The organism is Marinitoga arctica (assembly GCF_054657315.1).
In genome coordinates this window covers 1-18,462 of sequence record NZ_BAAHYY010000018.1, presented here as the reverse complement: position 1 = coordinate 18,462, position 18,462 = coordinate 1, and the positions used below count along the sequence as shown (strand labels likewise).

The window sequence follows — 18,462 nt, the reverse complement described above, 5'->3', positions numbered from 1 at the left end:
GGTGTCATTTAACGGAAAGATTTTAAGAGTAAATCTTACAGAAAAAAGTGTAAAAGTCGAAGAATTGCCAAAGGATGCAGAACTTTATTTAGGCGGCAGAGGTCTTGCAACAAAGATGTTTTACGACGAAGTAGATCCAAAAGTAGATCCTCTTTCGCCAGAAAATAAACTATTTTTTGCAACAGGGCCATTATCAGGAACTGCTGCGCCAACTGGCGGAAGATATATGGTTGTAACCAAAGGGCCACTAACTGGAACAATTGCTTCTAGTAATTCAGGAGGTTACTTTGGTGCTGAATTAAAATTTGCTGGTTATGACATGATTATTTTTGAAGGTAAATCAGACAAACCTGTTTATTTATCCATTAATGAAGACCACGTTGAACTAAAAGATGCATCTCATTTATGGGGGAAAGATGTTTTTGAAACAACCGATAAATTACTAGAAGAGTTTGGTGACCCAAAAGCTAGAGTTGCATGTATAGGGCCGGCTGGAGAAAAATTAGTTAAATTTGCAGCTGTTATGAATGATAAACATAGGGCAGCTGGAAGAACTGGAGTTGGCGCTGTAATGGGTAGTAAAAACTTAAAAGCTGTTGTTGTTAGAGGTAAAAAAAGACCTGAAGTAAAAGAACCTGCAAAGTTTATGGAAACAGTAAAAGAAAAAATAAAGAAATTAAAGGAAAATGGAGTTACTGGTGAAGGGTTACCAAAACTTGGAACTAAAGTATTAGATAATATTATCAATCAAAATGGATTATATCCAACAAAGAATTTCCAGGAATCTATATTTGAATTAACAGATGAAGTTTCGGGTGAAGCTTTAGTAGAAAAAGGATATTTAATAAAAAATATGCCATGTTTTGGCTGTCCTATAGCTTGTGGGAGAAGAGTAACCCTACCAAATGGTATTGAAACAGAAGGGCCAGAATATGAGACTGGTTGGGCATTTGGAGCTAATTGTGGAGTTTCTGATTTAATTGCCATTGTTGAAGCAAATCATTTATGTAATCAATATGGACTTGATACAATTTCTGCTGGTGCAACAATTGCAGCTGCAATGGAAATGTATGAAAAAGGATTAATAAAAAGGGAAGAATTAAATAATGGACCTGAATTAAAATTTGGTAGTTCTGAAGCAATTGTATATTATACGAAACAAATTGGTTTGAGAGAAGGATTTGGAGATAAATTAGCAGAGGGATCTTATAGATTAGCAGAAAGTTATGGTCACCCAGAGATTTCTATGACAGTAAAAAAACAAGAAATTCCGGCATATGATCCAAGAGGGGCACAAGGCCATGGACTTGAATATGCAACAAGTAACAGGGGAGGATGTCATGTAAGAGGATATATGATTTCACCTGAAATATTAGGAGCTCCTGAAAAAATAGATCCACAAGAATTAGAAGGAAAAGCAGAATGGGTAAAAACATTCCAGGATTTAACAGCAGTTATAGACTCTGCAGGACTATGTTTATTCACATCATTTGCATTAGGATTAGATGATTATAAAGATCTTATAAATGCAGCACTTGGGTGGAATTTATCATCAGAAGAAACATTAAAAATAGGTGAAAGAATATGGAATTTAGAAAGAAAATTTAATTTAGAGGCTGGAATTGATCCATCTCAAGACACATTACCAAAAAGATTATTAGAAGAACCGGTAAAAGAAGGGCCAAATAAAGGACAAGTAGTTCATTTAGAAGTGTTATTACCTAAGTATTATGAAGTTAGGGGATGGAGCGAAAAAGGGATACCAACAGATGAAAAATTAAAGGAGCTTAATATAATATGAAAATTAAAGTAAAATTTTTTGCAACCTTGAGATTATATCTCAAGGTTGATTCTGTTGATATTGAATTGGATAATCCAATAACAGTAAATGAATTAATAAATTTATTAGTTGATAAATTTAATGATTTTAAAATTAGAGAGTATCTAGTTGATGGAGAAAAAATAAAAGTTGGAACAATGATACTAATTAATGGGAAAAACATTATTCACATTAATGGTTTAAATACGTTAGTAGAAGAAGGAATAATATCGATTTTTCCGCCAGCAGGAGGTGGATAATATTCTTAGATATAATAGACATATGAAGCTTTATAAAGACTTTAAAAAAATAAGAAAATCTAAAATATTAGTTGCAGGAGCAGGTGGTTTAGGAAGCAATGTGTTAATGCACCTGTGTAGATTAGGTGTTGGGGAGATTTTTATTTATGATGATGGTATATTAGATATGCCAGATTTAAATAGGCAAATATTATATGACATAGAAGATATTGGAAAACCAAAAGTATTTGTAGCGAAAGAAAAATTAAATAGAGTAAATCCTGATGTAAAAATTCATATTTTTAATGAAAAAATTAATAATGAAACAAAATTACCAGATGTAGATGTTGTAATAGATTGTTTTGATAATTTTGAAAGTAGAAAAATTCTTGATAGAAAGATTCATGAAATGAAAATACCGTTAATACATGGTGGTGTAGAAAGATTTTTTGGGCAAGTAACCGACATAATTCCAGGGAAAACAAAATCATTAAGAGATATATTAGGAGATATAAAAGATTCAGATGAAATAAAATTTGTAACACCGTATGCAGTTTCTGTAATAGCCTCAATTCAAGTAAGCGAAACTATGAAGTTAATAATGGAAGATTATGAGCATATGTTAATAAACAAAATGCTAGTTGTTGATTTATATTTTAATTCTTTTGATATTATTGAATATAATTAATAAAAAATAGTAGAAAGAAATTCATTAAAGAAATAGCCCGAAAAATCGGGCTTTGTTTTTATAAAATAGTATGTTTTCTAAATGATATTTTTAATATTAATATCAAAATGAATTATCTTGCACAATCTCCACCTAAGTTTTTAATTTTCTCAATTGCGTGTGGAATTGCAGGTAAAAGAACTTGAAGGTTTTCTTTTACAGCTTTAGGGTTACCTGGAAGATTAATAATTAATGTTTCATTAGCGACTCCAACAATTGCTCTAGATAACATGCCATGAGGAGTATGTTTTAGTGCTTCAATAATCATTGCAATTTCCATTCCATATATTCTTCTTTCTATAACTTTTAAAGTAGCTTCTGGAGTAACATCCCTTGGGGTTAGCCCAGTTCCACCTGTAGTTAAAATAACATCTATATCATTTTTTACTAAGTCTTTTAATTCATTTGTTATTAAAGTTTCTTCATCTGGTAGTATTTTATATCCAATCATTTTTGCATTTATAGAGCTCATTAATTCCATTATGACTTTTCCGCTTAAATCCTCTCTTTCACCTTTTGAACCTTTGTCACTTAGTGTTAATATAAAATAATTCATTTTTTATCACCTCTGATAAAATGCCCGCTTTTTCCTCCGGATTTTTCCAACAAATAAATTTCAGTTATTTCCATTTCTTTGTCAACAGCTTTACACATGTCGTATATTGTTAAAGCAGTAATGTTGACAGCTGTTAATGCCTCCATTTCAATTCCTGTTTGTGAAGATGTTTTAGCATATGAAAAAATTTCTATATTATCCTCATTTATTTTAAATTCAATATCTATTTTTGAAATAAAAATATTATGACACATTGGAATTAAATCTGAAGTTTTTTTTGCTCCCATAATTCCAGCTATTTTTGCAGTTGTTAAAACATTCCCCTTTTTTAAATTCCCTTTTATTATAGCATTAATAGTCTCTTTTTTCATTTTTATTTTCCCATGGGCCTTAGCTATCCTAAGAGTAACATCTTTCCCAGAAACATCTACCATTTTTACATTACCATCTTCATCTATATGTGTGAAATTCATATTATCCCCCCATTTTATGCATAGGTGTTTCTTTTTTAAAATTATTCAAAAAATGCCTTTTTGGTTTTTTTAATATAGCATATTTGATTTTTTCTTTTAATTTATAGTCATCAAAAATTACATCCTTTATGAAAATCTTATAATCAAAAGCTAAACATGGATATATGTATCCATCTGAAGAAATTCTTATTTTATTGCATGAAGAACAAAAATTATGTGTCATTGCTGAAATAAATCCAACAACAACATTTAATTCTTTAATAGAAAAATAATTGGATGGTCCAAAACCAAATGTGTTATCTATAGGTGTTAAAAAATATTTTTCTTTAATTTTTTCTTTTAACATATTCTCGCTAATAAAATCTTTTTCACTATAATTATTACCTATTGGCATTAACTCAATAAACCTAATAGGTAATTTATAATTTGAAGCAAATTTTATTAAATCAAAAACTTCCGAAGAATTCTTTTTTTGAATTACTGTATTAATTTTGACATTTAGCCCAATATCTATAGATTTTTTTAGTCCATTTAATACATTGGACAAATCATCTCTTCTTGTAATCTCTTTAAAGGTGTCTCTATTTAGAGAATCAAGACTAAAGTTAACATCGCGTAATCCGTTATTTTTTAAATCTTCAGCAAGATAATACATAAGAGAACCATTAGTAGTTATACTAAATGAACCAAAATATTTTTTGATAATTTTAGCAATGTCTATAATATCAGATCTTAAAGTAGGCTCTCCCCCTGTGAGTCTTATATTTTTAAATTTTAAAGCTTTCAACACCTTTACCAAATTTTCAATTTCATTTAATGTTAATAGTAAATTTTCTGGTAAAAATTCAGCATTTTCATTCATACAGTAATTACATCTAAAATTACATTTGTCTGTAAGTGAAAGTCTAACGTATTCAATTTTTCTATTAAATGTATCAATCATAATAATTACCTCGATTCATTATATTTCCATATGTTTTGTATTATTCTAATAAAAATAAATATAATCATAGACATAATAAATATAAGAGCTGTTATAGCAATTGCTTGTTTTAACCCATAACCTTGAAATTTATCGTATGTTAGTACTGATAACGTCATAGGATAATAAGCTAAAATTGCTACAGCGCCAAATTCAGAAATACCTCTTGCCCACATTAATAATGATCCTGTTATTATTTCATGTTTTATCATAGGAATAGAGATAAAAATAAATGTTTTAAATGGAGTTGCACCCAATGAGCGTGCTACTTTTTCATATCTAATATCAACTTTTTTAAAGCCTTCTTTAACAGAATTTACTAAAATACTAAAACTTAAAAACCCCATTGCTGCAACAACACCCCAAAAAGTATGAACAAATGAAATTCCTACAATTTCGGTACTTTTCCCAATAATAGAATTTCTACCTAAAGTCATTAGTAAAGCAATACCTGCTGCTGTATGTGGTATTGTTTGAGGTATATCAACAATTGCTTCTAGTATAGATTTAAATGGAAAATCATATCTAACTACGGTATAAGCAAATGGGATTCCAAATATTATTGCAATAAAAGTCGCTAAAAAAGCTGCACTAAATGTTGTTTTTACTGCATTTAAAAATTCAGAGCTTTTTGAGATTTCTAATAATAAGCTATAATCAACATTCAAAAAAATAGTTAAAAATGGTAATGTAATGGAAAAAATAAAAATAAAGCTAATAATTATAATTAGATATCTGAACATCATATTCCTCCATTAAAGTTCCGTCATAAATTCTATATATTTTTGAATTATTTATTATTTCGTTTTTATCATGTGTAACATGTATTGTAGTTAAATTATATTCCCGATTTATTTCATGTAACAATTTCAAAATATCATTTTTAGTATCTTGATCAAGAGCTGATAAAGGTTCATCTAATAATAAAACATTTGGTTTTGTAACTAATGCACGAGCTAATGCAACACGCTGTTTTTCTCCTCCAGAAAGATTTTGAACTTTTCTACTTAAAATATGAAATATATTTAATCTTTTGACAATATAATAAAAAAAGTCTTTATCATTCATTTTTTTCATTTTCATACCAAATTTTATATTTTTTTCTACATTTAAATGTGGAAAAAGATGATAATTTTGATATACAAAACCAATTTCTCTTTTTTCAGACGGGAAAAAAGTAATATCCTTATTTCCAAAAAAAATTTTCCCACTATGTTTAACAAAGCCTGCAATTGCTTCTAAAAATAATGTTTTACCTGAACCGGTTGGACCAATAATATATATATATTCACCTGAATTAATTTTTAAATAGTCAATTTTTAACGAAAAATTTTGAAAGGTAATTTTGAAATCTTTAACTAAAATTTCCAAATCAATACCCCCATAATATTTTTAAATCATTTGGTAAATTTTGAGGAAAATCAACATTTGCAAATAAAGACATACCTTTTTCTTTAAAAATCTTTTTTCCTTTTTCAGAATACATAAATTTTATAAAATTTATAGCTAAATTTTTATGGGGGGCATTTTTTAATAGTGTAAATCCATAGTTTATTGATTTTCCATAAATTTTAATTTTTTCCCCATTTTTTCCTGGAACGTTTACATATGCTTTTTTATAATTTTCTTCAAATTTTACAGAGGATAGATCAATTTCTTGGGGTAATTCTATATAGTTTAAATTATGTTGAAATGCTTCTGATTTATATAAAAACGCATAATCCATTTCATTTGCTTCTAAATATGAAATTAAATCTATTGATTTTTTTAAAACCATTCTATTTTTTGAATTTAAGAATTTTTGATATAAACCATCAATATTATAAAGTTCTTCTGCCAACTGCATAGTCATTAATGTTCTATACCCGCAAGGATCTAAATCAGGATTTGAGTGACCATAAAGAACACCATTATTGAAAATAACGTTATACCAATTATTTTTATTAATAATATTATTATATTTAGATTTATTTGTATAGGCTAATACCATGCTATTAAATGAAAAAACAACATTAAAATTCGCATATTTGTCATATAAAAATTTTGGAATAATAGTATAGTCTGCAACAAAAGCTAAATCTGCTAATTGGTTTAATTCTGTAATTTTTCGCGCAACAACCAAACTCCCGGATCCCATCAATTGTATGTTAATATTCGGATTTTCTTTTTCAAACTCAATAGCAATAGCTTTTAAAACATTTGTTAAAGAACCAGCATGAAGAATTATCAAATTTTCTGAAAATAAAGTTATAGATGTTAATATTAGAAGTATTATTAGAAATTTTTTCACAATATTCCCTCCTATATTTTTGATAACTTTTTTGTTTCTTGAGTATAAAAAATCACTTTATCACCAATTTTAATTTTCCCGCCTTTTAAAACTTTTAAAAATATACCTTCAAGAGGCATAACACATTTTCCAATAGTTTGTGAAATTGCACAAGAAGTATGGCATTCTTTCCCAATTTGAGTAATTTCTAATAAAGTATCACCGATTTGAACCTTTGTCCCTATAGGAAATTTATATATTTCTCCATTTTTAACAGTAATATTTTCGGCAAAATCCCCATATTTTAATTCATAACCGTATTTCCGCATTTTATCTATACTTTCTTCTGATAACATAGAAATTTGTCTATGCCAATTACCAGCGTGAGCATCTCCTACGATACCCCAATTAACCCGTAATTCAGCTTCTTTAATGGGTTCTTTTACAACGCCTTTTTTTCTTGAAATATTAATGGAAACAACATAACTTTCAATCAAAGATATCCCTCCAATAAAAATTCAACTTTATCACCAATTTTAATTTCTCCTCCATTTAGCACCTTTAAAAATACACCCTCTTCTGGTGTAATGCATTTTCCTGTTAATTTTCTAACTAAATTATCTTTTTCGCATTTTTTCCCAATTTGTGTTATTTTTAGTAAAACATCTCCAATTTTAACTTTTGTTCCAATTGGTAATGTGTGTATTATAACATCTTTTACAATAATATTAGCTGCAAAATCCCCATAAGTTAAAGTTTTAAGTCTTTCTTTGTCAATTTTATTTATGCTTTTTGTTGAAAGCATGGAAATTTGTCTATGCCAATTACCAGCATGAGCATCTCCTATAATTCCCCAATTCTCCTTTAAGATTACTGAATCTACTACATTTTTTCTTGTTCCTCTTTTTTTAGATATATTTAAGGATACAATAATGCTGTTAATAATTTTTCCCCCTTTAAATATAATTGATAAAATTGTTCGTATTAATAATTATATCATTTTTCGTTTTTTTTACAAAATATCGTTATATTATTTCATAATGATTAATCGGAAAATAATCTTCATTTTTTTGTTATTTTATTGTATAATTAAAAAAGATAATTTAAAGGAGGGGTTAGGTGAAAAGAAGATTTTATTTAAATAAAAAAGATCTAAAAGAAGCCTTGGATAATTATTTTGATAAAATAAAAACTTATTTTAAAAATGATAAAATTGAAGTTATAAACACAAGAGAAGCTATGAATAGAGTTACTGCAAAACCTATAATAGCTAAAGAGAATGTACCTTCATATAATAGTAGCGCTATGGATGGAATTGAGGTTATTAGCAAAAAAACATATGGTGCAAATGAATCAAACCCTATTATTTTAAAAAAAGATGAGGATTTTAAATATATAAACACAGGATATCCAATAGATCATCCGTATGATAGTGTTATAATGATTGAAAATGTTGAAATTATAGATGATGAACATGTAAAAATAAGAAATAGTGTTTTTCCATATAAAGACGTAAGAAAAGTAGGAGAAGATATATGTGCTGGCGAAATGCTATTTACAAGATATCATACATTAACATCTTCAGATATATCATTTTTAATGATGGCTGGAATATTTAAAATACCAGTAATAAAAAAAATAAAAATATTACTTATTCCTACTGGAAATGAAATAGTTAAACCAGAAGAAAAAACAAAAGAATTTCAAATTCCAGAAACAAATTCATTAATGATAAAAAACTATTTAGAGCAATTTAATGCCGAAGTTGATGTAAATGATATTTTGCCAGATGACGAAAATATAATATCAAATATAATAGAAAATAAAATAAATGACTATGATTTAATTTTATTAAATGCAGGGTCTTCGGCTGGATCAAAAGATTTTACATTTCATGTAATCAATAAACTTGGGGAAGTAGTTATTCATGGAATAAATATAAAACCAGGTAAACCAGCTATTTTAGGAATAATTGATGAAAAGCCAGTTATTGGGCTGCCAGGATTTCCTGTATCTTGTAATATTATTTTAGAAGACATAGTAAAACCGCTTATTTTGAACAAATCAAAAATGGAGATTTATTATAATAATGAAGTAATAAATGGGATTTCAGCAAAAAGGATACATTCATCAATTACAGAAAAAGAATATTTAAGAGTTGGTGTTGGTAAAGTAGAAAACAATTATATAGCTGTTCCGTTAAAACGTGGTGCTGCTAATATTTCTGCAATATCTAAGCAAGATGGTGTAGTGTATATAGAAAAAGGGGTAGAGGTTATTGAAGATGGTGAAGAAATAAACATATATTTAAAAAGATCGAAAAAAGTAGTAGATAACAATATATTAGTAATAGGAAGCCATGATTTGTTAATAGATTTATTGGCAGATATGATAAAAAAATATGAGAAAAATATTAATTTAGTATCTGCAAATGTTGGAAGTTTAGGTGGAATTTTAGCAGTATTAAAAGGATATACGCATATGGCAGGAATGCACTTATTAAATCCAGAGACTGGAGAATATAATATTCCATATATTAAAGAATATCTTGATGAATTTAGACTAATGAATTTATCATATAGGGAACAAGGATTTATTGTTCAAAAAGGCAATCCTAAAAACATAAAAGATTTTACTGATTTAACAAAAGAAGGAATAAGATATATTAATAGGCAAAAAACTGCTGGTACAAGAATTTTATTGGATTATTATTTAGATAAATACAAAATATCCTCAAAAAACATACATGGATATTCAGATGAAGAGTATTCACATGTGAATCTTGCATTAAAAATAAAAAAGGATATGGCAGATGTGGGCTTAGGTATCAAAGCAGCTGCAAATATATATGATTTAGATTTTATCCCAATAGCGTATGAAAGATATGATTTATTAATTCATGAAAGTTTTATAAGTGACAAAAGGTTTGATATAATAGTTAATATAATTACTTCAAAAGAATTTAAAGAGAAAGCAGAAGAATTAGGTGGGTATTTATTAAAAGATACTGGGAAAATATGGGAGGTAGTAAAATGAAGAAAAGATTTCAAATATTTGTTCCAAGAGAAGAAATTTATACTAATTTTATTGATAAGTTAAATATAAGAACTGAAATAATTGAACTGGAAACTGAAAAAGCAATAGGATATGCGTCTGCAGAAGATATATTATCTCCTGAAAATTTGCCTGGATTCGATAAATCAACAATTGATGGTTATGCTGTAATAGCTGAAGATACATTTGGCGCAAGTGATGGTAACCCAGCTTTTTTAAAAATAGTAGGAGAAGTTTTCATGGGTGAAGAATATATAGGAGAAATGAAATCAGGTGAATGTGTGAAAATACCTACAGGTGGAATGCTACCAGCTGGGGCAAATGCATGCGTGATGATTGAAAATACAAAAGAATTTGGAAAAAGAGTTGAAATTTATAAATCAGTAGCTCCTGGTGAAAATATTTTAAAAAAAGATGAAGATGTAAAGAAAAATAGCATAGTGGTAAAAAAAGGCGAAAAAATAAATATAGGACATATTCATAATTTAATGAGTTTAGGTATTACAAAAATAAATGTATACAAAAAACCAAAGGTTTGCATTATCCCGACAGGCGATGAAGTAGTAGAACCATCAGAAAATAGAATAAAAACTCAAATTAGAGACGGTAATTCATATGCACTAATGTCGTGGTTAAACTTACAAGGAATTGATGTTGAAAGATATAGATTGATAAAAGATGATCCAGAGGAATTTAAAGAAGGAGTTAAATGGGCGTTAGAAAATGGAGATATAGTTGTAATTTCTGGAGGTAGTTCTCTTGGTGCTAGAGATTATTCATTATCAACAATAGAATATTTTGGAGAAGTTTTATATAATGGGGTTCAAGTGAAACCCGGGAAACCAGTAATATTTGGGAAAACAGATAAAAAAATAATATTAGGATTACCTGGTAATCCTACATCGTTTGTTGTTAGCTCATATTTGTTTTTATTCCCAACTATAAGAAAAATATCAGGATTTAGTAATTTCATACCAGAAGTAGATAAATATGTAAGAATAACTACAAATGTTCCAACAGCACAAGGAAGAGAAAGATTTATATTTGTAAAATTGGAAAGAAAAAATAATGAATTTTTAGCACATCCTATTCTTGGAGAATCTGGAATTGCCTCTCCATTTAGAATGGCTGATGGGATTGTTAGAATTCCATTAGGAAAAGAAGGATTATATAAAGACGAAATATGTGAATTTTATTCATTTAAAAACATTTAAAAAAAGAAAGAAGGAAGTAATATGAATTCATATCATTTTAAAATGAATATGGGGGAATTAATATTAAAACCAAATTTGGATCTAAAAAAAATTTATTTAGAGTTATCATCAAGATGCAATCTTGATTGTCCTATGTGTTTTAAAAATACATTTACAGATCCGGAAGGTTTTATGACAAAACAGATTTTTGAAAAGGTCATAAAAGATTTGAAAGAATTTCCTAATTTTGAACATGTTGTTTTTGGCGGTATTGGAGAATGTACTATGAACCCACATTTTTTAGATATGATAAAAAAAATAAAACAAGAAGGATATATGCTCACGATTACTTCAAATGGTTATATGTTAAATGATTTGTTAATTATGCAATTAATAGACCTTAAGGTTGATGAATTGATTATTTCCGTTGAAACAGGTGATGTGGGGCATCCGAGTTTTAAATATGTTGAAAAACTATTAGCAAAAATATCAAAATATAAAGAAAATAGAAATACAGGGAAACCAGCACTTTCAATAGAAACTGTATTGACAGAAAAAAATTATAAGGATTTTGGGAGCATAGTAAAAACCCTTTTACCCTATGGTATAAGAAAGGTGGTAATTTCAAATTTATTACCAGTATATGATCATTTTCTTGGATTGGAATTATACAGTGAGGATAATAAAGAGAGAGATATTAATTTAAGAAAATTAATATCAAATGCAGTAACAGCTAAAGTAAGTGCAATTATTCCCAATTTTAAATTAAAAACAGAAAGACATTGCAATTTTATTGAAAATAATGCAACTGTCATTAGATGGGACGGTGAAGTAGTTCCATGTTATAGATTTTTACATGATGGAATAGAATATGTATATGGACAGAAAAAAGAAATTAAGGCGCATTCATTTGGGAATATACTAGAATATAAATTATCTAATATTTGGATGTCTAAAGATTATTCATGGTTTAGATATAAGGTAAAAAATGCATTATTTCCATCTTGTACAGATTGTGATTTAAAAGATGGATGTCAATTTGTCGAAACAACACAGCAAGATTGTTGGGGTAATGAACCTTCATGTGCAGATTGTTTATGGTGGAGAAATATAATATTATGTCCGTAGAAGAAGCTTTAACGCTTCTTCTATTTTTTATATAAAAATAAAATAATTACATTTTTATATTACAAACAAATTAAAATGTAATTAAATTTTAACTCATTAAAAAACTTATTGATAAACGGTTATATTATAATTTCTAATGTAACTTTTTTTTTTTTTTTTTTTTATTTTTTATTAAAATGAGGTGGTATTTTTGTATATGAAACAAAAATATTTAATATTATTTTTTACAACAATTATAATAATAGGTTTTTCAAAAACATCAATAATAGGTATATATAATAATCCACCACTTGTATATTATGAAAATAATAAGGCAGAGGGTTTTTGTGTAGAAATATTAAAAGAAATAGCTAAAAAGGAAAGATTTAATTTAAAATATGAATATGGGAAATTTATAGCCTTATATGAAAAATTGAAGAATGGTGAAATAGATATTCTTGTAGATATTGCTTATTCTAAAGAGAGAGAAAATTTTATTTTATTTAACCAAGAAAACGTTTTTACAAATTGGGGAAATATATACTCTTATGATAAAGATTTGGATTCAATATTAAAGTTAAAAGATAAAACTGTAGCTGTGGCAGAAAAAGACATATATTATGTTGGAGAAGAAGGAATAAAAAAGCTTTCTGAAAAATTCCATTTAAATATAAAATTTTTAGAATTAAAAACATATGAGGAAGTTATAAAAGCTGTAAAAAATAAAATTGCATATGCTGGAGTGATTAGTAGAGCATACAATGGTGAAAAATATAATTTATATAAAACAAATATACTGTTTTCACCTGTTGATATAAAATATGGATTTAGAAAAAATATAAATGCAGACATAATAAATACTATTGATATGTACCTAAAAAAATGGAAAAATGATAAAAATTCTGTATATTATGAATTAATAGAAAAATATTTTGGAAATATAAAAAATAAAATACCAGAGTGGATATTTTGGATATTAAGTTTAGGAATATTTATTTTATTCATTACTTTAGTAATGTTATATATTTATAGAAAATCATTAATAAATGCAACAAAGGAATTAAAAGAGAAGAATGAAAGTATAGAAGCTGCTAATGAAGAATTAATATCTCTTAATGAAGAATTGGAAGAATTATATAGGAAAAATGAGGAATTTTCAAATAAATTTATGAAAATGACAGAAGTTTTATCGAAGATGAAAGCCTCAAATTCTATAGATGAATTTTATAAAAATATTTTAGAAGTAGCTATAAATATAATATCAGAAGCAGATTATGGAAGTATAATAATAATAGATTTAGAAAATCAAAAAACCAAATTTGTTGCATCATATGGGCATAATTTAAATAAATTAAAAAGAATAACATCTATTATAGGTAAAATCCCTGATAAAGAGGATATAAGAGTTGTAAATAACGTTATATATGAAGAAAAAAATGAAAATTTTCCTGAAAATGAGTTCAATTTATTACTTGAAGCGGCATTTCCTATAAAAGAAACATTAATTCATGAAATAGCTTTAAATAAAAATCTTTGGGCAAGAATATCTTTAGATATATCTCAAAAAAGTGAGAAACATTTTTCTGAAAATTCACATAGATTAATAGAAGGATTTGGAAATTTAATAAAGGCATTTTGGTCAGAAAAAACATTAACCAGGGAAATAAAAGATGCTTATTTACGTTTTGCAACTAAACTTTCGATAATAGCTGAAGCACATGATGATATTACAGGTAATCATATTTATAGAGTAGGAAAAATATCAAAATTTATAGCTGAAAAATTAGGATTAGATGAGGAAAAATGCATTGAAATAGAGAAGTTTTCACCTTTACATGATATAGGTAAAATTTTTATTGATAGAAGTTTGTTGAGAAAGCCAGAAAAGCTATCAAAAGAAGAATATGAAAAAATAAAAATGCATACTATATATGCCGTTAAATTGTTGGATGACCCATACTTTGAATTAGCTAAAAACATAGCAGTATATCATCATGAAAATTATGATGGAAGTGGATATCCATTTAAATTAAAAAATGGGGAAATACCAATAGAAGCTCAAATTGTATCTTTAGCAGATATATATGATGCATTGCGTTCTGAAAGAAGTTATAAAGAAGCATTTTCTCATGAAAAAGTGTATAAAATTATAACAGAAGGTGATGAAAGAGTGAAACCGACACATTTTCATCCAAAAATACTTGAAGTATTTAAAAAATATCATTTAGAAATAAAAGAAATATATGACACAATGTCAAATAAAATTTCAAAGGAGGAATATTTATGAAATTAGGAGCGAAAATTTGGTTGTTGGTATTTGTTTTATTGATCTCACAATTGGTTATATTTTTAATATCTAACAATGTATTTTCTGTAATTAATAGAAATGAGGACGAATTAGTTTTAGCAACAAAAAATATGGAAAATATCGGGAAATACTCAACAATGTTTATGGAATCTAGAAAAAATATTGCAGAATATTTGGCATTTAATGATGAAAATTTAAAAAATGATGCACAAAATAAATTAAAAGAAGTTATAGATAATATATCAAAATTAAATTTAAACGTAAGTTTAAAAGAAATACAACAAAAAGCAATAAATGATCTTAGTGCATATCTTAATTTGATAATTTCATATAAATCTCCTGAAGACATAAAAAAGAATGTAGAAAATTTTAAAAATGTAGGAAATAATGCAGTAGCCTCTTTTTTGGATCTTCAAAATGGAATTGACGATATTGTAAATAACATCACATTAAATAATGAAAAAGTTATTTTAAATGCTAAACAAACCGGTATAATTATAATAGTAATATCAATATTAGTTGGTTTGTTAATTTCTATTATGCTAATAAACGGAATTAAAAAAACTTTGGGAATTTTGATGAATTATGCAAAAACGCTTTCAAATAAAGATTATACAGTTGAAATACCTGATGTTAAAGATAAAAGTGAATTAGGTGAATTAATAGGGTTTTTTAAAGAAATGCATAAACAATTAAAAAAAGATATGAAAGATTTAAAGGAAGAAAGTGTTACCCTTATATCCTCAATGAAAGAAATAACAGAAACTCTTGATGTATCTTCTGAAGCAACACAAGAGACAACAACTGCAATAACAAATATCGCATCAGAAATGGAAAATATAACTGCAGCGATTGAAGAAACAACAGCGTCTATAGAAGAAATATCATCTGCAACAAAATTAATTGCAGATAATGCAACAGAAGCAGCTCAATTTGGGCATGAATCAACAGAAGAAGCTGATGAAGCAGGAAATACAGTAAAAAAAGCTATTGATAAGATGGCAGAAATAACAGAAACAACTCTTGAGATTGAAAAAGTTGTAAAGGAATTTAATGATAGCGCTATAAAAATTAAAGATTTTGTTGATACAGTTACAAATATTGCAGAACAAACAAACTTATTAGCATTAAATGCAGCAATAGAAGCAGCTAGAGCTGGTGAAGCTGGAAAAGGTTTTGCTGTTGTTGCTGATGAGGTTAGAGTATTGGCAGAAGAAAGTAGAAAGGCAGCTGATGAAATTAGAGAGGTAGTTGAAGGTGTTCAGGTTGTTTCAATGGAAGCAATGAAAGTATCGAGCGTTATAAATGAGAAAGTTAAAGAAGGTTCAGAACTTTCAAATGATGCAGGTAAAAATTTAGATAAAATATTAAAAGCAATAAAAGAAATAACTGCGAAATTAGAAAGCATTGCAGCAAGTGTTGAGGAACAAACAGCGTCTGTAGATGAGATAGCTACAGCAATGACTGAATTATCTGAAAATTCTACAAAAATAAATGCATCTGTTCAAGAAATAAATGCAGCAACTGAAGAACAAACAGCTAATATTGAAAATATAGCAGCAGAAGCTAAGCAGTCAACAGAATTAGCAGAAAGATTAGAAGATATTGTTGAACAATTTAAATTAAATTAAAAATAAAAAATAAAGGTGGTGAAAAAATGCCACAGTATATAAGCGTTATTTTAAACAAAGAAAAGTATGCAATATCAATGGTAAATGTTCAAGAAGTTGTAAAACAGGAAAATATAGTAAAAGTACCAGGATTTAGTGATTATATATTAGGAGTTATTAATTTAAGAAATAAAACCATTCCCATAATGAATCTTAAGGATAAATTGGATATTGGAGGGACAATTTTAGACGATTCAAAAATTGTTATTTTAACAAAAAAAGAAAATAATATAGGCATTATAGTTGATGATACATCAGAAATTATTGATGTTGAAAATCAGGAAATAGAGAAAATAAAAAATGACAAATTTTCAACAGTTATTAGAAAAAATGACCGTTTATATAAGGTTATAGAAATTGATACTCTCTTTGAAGGAAATTTAAAGAATTATACAAAAGAAATCTTGAATAAAAATATAGAAGATAAGCATGAGGAATTAATCCAAATTTTAAAATTTAAATTAGGAAACGAAATAATGGCAATTCCTGTAGAAAATGTTCAAGAAATAGTTAAAAAACCCATGATTTATTCTGTTCCAGATATGCCAGATTTTATAAAAGGCGTTATAACTTTAAGAGGGGAAATTATACAAATAATAGATTTAAATGCTATTTTCAGAAAAGGGGATGTAACTTTAAAAGAATTAATAATCGTAAAAATAAATGGTATAAAATTTGGACTTCATGTAGGAGAAATTGAAAATATAACAAGTATAGAAATAAATTCAATAAACAAATTATATATAACATCAAAAAATTCTAAGGTAGTAGGTGTAATTAATTTAAATGATGAAGTAATAACCCTTTTAGATTTAGAAAAAATATTTAATGAATTGGGAATAGAAATAAAAAATGATTATATAAAGGATACTGGAAAAATAAAAGAGAAAATAGATGAATCAAATCTATTTTTAATTTTTAAATTAATTGATGAAGTTTATGCAATAGAAATAGAAAAGGTAAGGGAAGTTACAGTATTAGAAGATGAAAATGCTAAAGATGTTGTTAATATTAGAGGTGAAATAATACCATTAATAGATTTAAATAAAATGTTTAATGGTGAAATTAGTAATTCGAAAAATATAGTGATAATAAAAGGTAAAGAAAAAGATTTTGGATTAATTGTTGATGAAGTTGAAGAAATTATAAGAGTAAACAAAAGTAAAATAGAAAAAGTACCTGAAGAAATAAGTATTAACAGTTCATCTGGAAAATACCTAAAAAATATTATAAATCAAGGATCAAATTTGATTTTTATCCTAAATGTAGAAAATTTGAAATAAAATATTTTGTAGTTTGCAGTAATTATTTGTTTTATTAAAAATTTTTATTATTTAAAAAGCTCCCAAGAGTAATAAGGGAGCTTTTTTTATTGAGAGCAACATTTGCAAAAAGAATGATAAAGAAAAAATATGATATAATTAAAACAGAAGAGAAGCTCGGAGGTGACTTGATGAAAAAACTACCAATAGGAGTACAGGATTATAAAGAAATAATAACAGAAGATTATATATATGTAGATAAAACAAAATACATCTATGAATTAATAAACAGTGGTAAATTTTACTTTTTCTCACGACCAAGGAGATTTGGAAAGAGTTTAACAGTATCGACGTTTTATTATTTATTCAAAGGAGAAAAAGAATTATTTAAAGATACATACATATATGACAAATGGGAATTCAAGGAATATCCTGTAATAAAATTAGATATGTCAGATAACACACTTACAACATATAAAGATTTTATAGATTCTCTTAATGAAACAATTGAAAAGTTATATAAAGAATATAATATTCCTCCAATAAAAAATAATCTTCCAACAAAATTTGGAAATTTAATAGAAGAATTGTATGCAAAATATAAAGAAAAAACAGTAATACTCATAGACGAATATGAATCACCAATACTTGAACATATAAACAATAAAGAAAAAGCGGAAGAATTTAGAGCATTTTTGAGAGAATTCTATAAAAAAGTAAAAACAAAAGATGCATATATAAAATTTGTATTCATAACAGGAATAACGAAATTCACAAAAACAGGAGTATTCTCTGCACTTAAT

The 18,462-nt window shown here is 26.8% G+C and carries 18 protein-coding genes; 10 read left to right on the top strand and 8 right to left on the bottom strand.

The window, feature by feature from the left end; translation table 11 throughout:
* Position 1 precedes the first annotated feature (1 nt).
* The 3 genes from ACYQ44_RS06255 to ACYQ44_RS06245 are packed head-to-tail and all read left to right on the top strand — an operon-like array spanning position 2 to position 2,746.
* Positions 2-1,801 carry an aldehyde ferredoxin oxidoreductase family protein gene (locus tag ACYQ44_RS06255; RefSeq protein ID WP_459996033.1) on the top strand — a complete coding sequence of 600 codons (1,800 nt, stop codon included), beginning with the start codon at positions 2-4 and terminating at the stop codon, positions 1,799-1,801.
* Entirely contained in the window at positions 1,798-2,079 is a 282-nt protein-coding gene (locus ACYQ44_RS06250) for a MoaD family protein (protein WP_459996032.1), read from the top strand. The genes ACYQ44_RS06255 and ACYQ44_RS06250 overlap by 4 nt, the downstream gene beginning before the upstream one ends.
* A gap of 22 nt (positions 2,080-2,101) precedes the next feature.
* Positions 2,102-2,746: a HesA/MoeB/ThiF family protein gene (locus ACYQ44_RS06245; protein ID WP_459996031.1), complete on the top strand. Its 645-nt coding sequence runs from the start codon at positions 2,102-2,104 to the stop codon at positions 2,744-2,746.
* Between the two features lie 112 nt (positions 2,747-2,858).
* Here the strand turns inward: ACYQ44_RS06245 and ACYQ44_RS06240 are convergent, their stop codons facing one another.
* The 8 genes from ACYQ44_RS06240 to ACYQ44_RS06205 are packed head-to-tail and all read right to left on the bottom strand — an operon-like array spanning position 2,859 to position 7,912.
* On the bottom strand, positions 2,859-3,341 hold the full coding sequence (locus ACYQ44_RS06240) for a MogA/MoaB family molybdenum cofactor biosynthesis protein (protein ID WP_459996028.1): 483 nt from the start codon (positions 3,339-3,341) through the stop codon (positions 2,859-2,861).
* Positions 3,338-3,814: a cyclic pyranopterin monophosphate synthase MoaC gene (gene moaC, locus ACYQ44_RS06235; protein WP_459996026.1), complete on the bottom strand. Its 477-nt coding sequence runs from the start codon at positions 3,812-3,814 to the stop codon at positions 3,338-3,340. The genes ACYQ44_RS06240 and moaC overlap by 4 nt, the downstream gene beginning before the upstream one ends.
* A 1-nt stretch (position 3,815) precedes the next feature.
* Complete coding sequence (moaA, locus tag ACYQ44_RS06230; protein WP_459996025.1) at positions 3,816-4,757, bottom strand: GTP 3',8-cyclase MoaA; 942 nt, start codon at positions 4,755-4,757, stop codon at positions 3,816-3,818.
* 5 nt (positions 4,758-4,762) lie between these two features.
* Positions 4,763-5,539 carry an ABC transporter permease subunit gene (locus ACYQ44_RS06225; protein WP_459996024.1) on the bottom strand — a complete coding sequence of 259 codons (777 nt, stop codon included), beginning with the start codon at positions 5,537-5,539 and terminating at the stop codon, positions 4,763-4,765.
* A complete protein-coding gene (locus ACYQ44_RS06220; RefSeq protein WP_459996023.1) occupies positions 5,511-6,167 on the bottom strand; it encodes an ATP-binding cassette domain-containing protein in 657 nt (218 codons plus the stop codon). The genes ACYQ44_RS06225 and ACYQ44_RS06220 overlap by 29 nt, the downstream gene beginning before the upstream one ends.
* Before the next feature lies 1 nt (position 6,168).
* On the bottom strand, positions 6,169-7,086 hold the full coding sequence (locus tag ACYQ44_RS06215; protein ID WP_459996021.1) for an extracellular solute-binding protein: 918 nt from the start codon (positions 7,084-7,086) through the stop codon (positions 6,169-6,171).
* An 11-nt stretch (positions 7,087-7,097) separates the two neighbouring features.
* Complete coding sequence (locus ACYQ44_RS06210; RefSeq protein ID WP_459996078.1) at positions 7,098-7,568, bottom strand: MOSC domain-containing protein; 471 nt, start codon at positions 7,566-7,568, stop codon at positions 7,098-7,100.
* Positions 7,559-7,912 carry an MOSC domain-containing protein gene (locus ACYQ44_RS06205; RefSeq protein WP_459996077.1) on the bottom strand — a complete coding sequence of 118 codons (354 nt, stop codon included), beginning with the start codon at positions 7,910-7,912 and terminating at the stop codon, positions 7,559-7,561. Before ACYQ44_RS06205 ends, ACYQ44_RS06210 begins: the two co-directional genes overlap by 10 nt.
* Positions 7,913-8,184: 272 nt before the next feature.
* Here ACYQ44_RS06205 and ACYQ44_RS06200 point away from each other — a divergent pair, with 272 nt between their 5' ends.
* From ACYQ44_RS06200 to ACYQ44_RS06170, 7 genes are all read left to right on the top strand, one after another.
* Positions 8,185-10,101 (top strand): molybdopterin biosynthesis protein, encoded by a 1,917-nt coding sequence (locus ACYQ44_RS06200; RefSeq protein ID WP_459996020.1) that lies wholly within the window; start codon positions 8,185-8,187, stop codon positions 10,099-10,101.
* The gene (locus ACYQ44_RS06195) at positions 10,098-11,333 is read left to right on the top strand and encodes a molybdopterin molybdotransferase MoeA (RefSeq protein WP_459996019.1); all 1,236 of its coding nucleotides are present in this window, start codon (positions 10,098-10,100) and stop codon (positions 11,331-11,333) included. Before ACYQ44_RS06200 ends, ACYQ44_RS06195 begins: the two co-directional genes overlap by 4 nt.
* Before the next feature lie 21 nt (positions 11,334-11,354).
* Positions 11,355-12,440 (top strand): tungsten cofactor oxidoreductase radical SAM maturase, encoded by a 1,086-nt coding sequence (locus ACYQ44_RS06190; RefSeq protein ID WP_459996017.1) that lies wholly within the window; start codon positions 11,355-11,357, stop codon positions 12,438-12,440.
* A gap of 196 nt (positions 12,441-12,636) precedes the next feature.
* A complete protein-coding gene (locus tag ACYQ44_RS06185; protein WP_459996016.1) occupies positions 12,637-14,706 on the top strand; it encodes an HD domain-containing phosphohydrolase in 2,070 nt (689 codons plus the stop codon).
* Positions 14,703-16,358 (top strand): methyl-accepting chemotaxis protein, encoded by a 1,656-nt coding sequence (locus tag ACYQ44_RS06180; protein ID WP_459996015.1) that lies wholly within the window; start codon positions 14,703-14,705, stop codon positions 16,356-16,358. Before ACYQ44_RS06185 ends, ACYQ44_RS06180 begins: the two co-directional genes overlap by 4 nt.
* A gap of 26 nt (positions 16,359-16,384) precedes the next feature.
* Positions 16,385-17,680 carry a chemotaxis protein CheW gene (locus ACYQ44_RS06175; RefSeq protein ID WP_459996014.1) on the top strand — a complete coding sequence of 432 codons (1,296 nt, stop codon included), beginning with the start codon at positions 16,385-16,387 and terminating at the stop codon, positions 17,678-17,680.
* Positions 17,681-17,850: 170 nt separating this feature from the next.
* Positions 17,851-18,462: AAA family ATPase (locus ACYQ44_RS06170; protein ID WP_459996013.1), on the top strand; the 612-nt coding region annotated here is incomplete at its 3' end.